The following is a 1,543-nucleotide window of genomic DNA, read 5'->3' on the forward strand; positions in this document are numbered from 1 at the left end:
TCTATGGAGCGCGGGCCGCGCTGGCGGATGAGGGTCTGGCGCTCGTAGCGTCCGATGGGCGAGACCCGGCCGAGGCCGGAGATGATGTGCATGGCGCAGTTGGTGCATTCGCCGTTTCGGTTGCAGCCGACGGGCCAGAAGTAGCCGGCGGCGTTGGCGGCTTCGAGGACCGTGGCGTTGTGGGGTGCGGGCAGTTCGTACCCCGCGGGCTCGATGCGGAGGCGATACACCGGGGTCATTGTGGGACCGCTCTGCGGGGATGTCGATGGGGTGGGGGTGGTGGAGACGAGGGGACTCGAACCCCTTACCTCAGCAATGCGAATGCTGCGCTCTCCCAGATGAGCTACGTCCCCACGCACGAAGCGAGCCGCTTCCATCGTAGGAAGCGGCTCGCTGGTGGGTCAACTGGCGGGTGTCAGGAGCGGTGGGAGGAGCCCCGGCCGATGCGGTAGGAGGTTTCGCCGGTGAATTCGCGCTCCTTGCCGCATTTCTTGCAGCGGCCGGGCGTCAGTTCGCCCCGCGGAGGTTCGAGAATCCAGTGATGGACGCATTCGGCGACGACCTGAAGCGCTTCGGCCTTGGACATGCACATACCCCCTGGGTGATGCGGGTTAAGGTGTTTGGCCAGGGGCTAACTACCCCGCCACCGGCCGGGGTCAGTGTAGTGCGGTCTATAGACGGATTCAATCGGTTATGGCGAATCGTCCAGCAGGCCGGGCAAAGGTGTAATGCGCATGCGCTGGAGGGCGAGGTCGATCTCGGTGATGACCTGGGCGATGGCCGGCAGGAGGATCTCGCCGCGGGGCCCGGCGACCACGTAGACATCGTTGGCGCCGGGCTGGAGGACTTCGACGAGGGTGCCGAGGTATTCGCCGGCAACGGTTTCGACGCGGAGCCCGATGAGCTCGTGGATGAAGTAGGACTCGGGGTCGTCGCGGAGGACGTCGGCGTCCGGGGTCTCGCAGCTCGCCGTGAAGGTGTTCGACGTCGGTGCGGGTTTCGAGGCCGGAGAGCTTGAGGATCCAATCGTCGCGGTCAGGCCGGGCGCGTTCGACGGTGCGGGGGACCCCCTGGAGGTGCACCACGCGGCCGCGCTGGATGTTGCGGGCGGTGGGGGAGAACGCCGAAACGCGGACTTCGCCTTTGAGGCCGTGCGGGCGGAGGATGCGGCCCACAGCGGTAAAGCCGGGCCGCGGCTCACGCGGGGTGGTGACGGGGTTGGGCGGGCGGCGGGGGGCGCCGGGGGGCGGGGCCGGGGTGTCGCTCAGTCGCCAATCTCCAGGCTGACGCGGACGTCTTCGCGGACAGCGGCCACCTTGGCGAGGGTGCGGAGGGCGTTGGCGGTGCGGCCCGCCTTGCCGATGACCTTGCCCCAGTCGTCCTCGTGGACGTTGAGGCGGATGAGGTAGCGATCGCCGTCGAAGGACTCGCTGACCTGGACGTCCTCGGGGTGTTCAACGAGGGCTTTGGCGAGGTATTCGACGAGTTCGCCCATCATGGTATCGGGCATGGGCTACTCCGCGGCGGAGGTGGAGGGGGCGGC

General features: G+C 68.0%; 4 protein-coding genes, 1 tRNA gene and 1 pseudogene. All 6 read right to left on the bottom strand.

All coding sequences use genetic code 11. From position 1 onward, the window contains the following. Positions 1-230 (bottom strand): 2Fe-2S iron-sulfur cluster-binding protein (locus tag VAE46_RS01455; protein ID WP_322795129.1); only part of this gene is annotated, 230 nt, incomplete at its 3' end. A 47-nt stretch (positions 231-277) separates the two neighbouring features. After that, positions 278-353, bottom strand: a tRNA-Ala gene (locus VAE46_RS01460). 62 nt (positions 354-415) lie between these two features. Beyond that, positions 416-586: a hypothetical protein gene (locus tag VAE46_RS01465; RefSeq protein ID WP_270057026.1), complete on the bottom strand. Its 171-nt coding sequence runs from the start codon at positions 584-586 to the stop codon at positions 416-418. A 105-nt stretch (positions 587-691) separates the two neighbouring features. Further along, entirely contained in the window at positions 692-1,039 is a 348-nt protein-coding gene (locus VAE46_RS01470; protein WP_416223925.1) for a ribosome maturation factor RimM, read from the bottom strand. Next, positions 1,029-1,175, bottom strand: a pseudogene (locus VAE46_RS13505) (hypothetical protein); the annotation flags it as partial. The pseudogene VAE46_RS13505 and the gene VAE46_RS01470, both read right to left, overlap by 11 nt. A gap of 89 nt (positions 1,176-1,264) precedes the next feature. After that, on the bottom strand, positions 1,265-1,510 hold the full coding sequence (locus VAE46_RS01475; protein ID WP_322795131.1) for a KH domain-containing protein: 246 nt from the start codon (positions 1,508-1,510) through the stop codon (positions 1,265-1,267). Positions 1,511-1,543 lie beyond the last annotated feature (33 nt).

Origin of the sequence: Tepidiforma sp. (assembly GCF_034433535.1) — a bacterium.
GTDB lineage: Bacteria > Chloroflexota > Dehalococcoidia > Tepidiformales > Tepidiformaceae > Tepidiforma.

Coding starts and splice junctions, on each gene's coding strand:
- VAE46_RS01465 (WP_270057026.1), bottom strand. CDS start 586: ATGTCCAAGGCCGAAGCGCTTCAGGTCGTCGCCGAATGCGTCCATCAC.
- VAE46_RS01475 (WP_322795131.1), bottom strand. CDS start 1,510: ATGCCCGATACCATGATGGGCGAACTCGTCGAATACCTCGCCAAAGCC.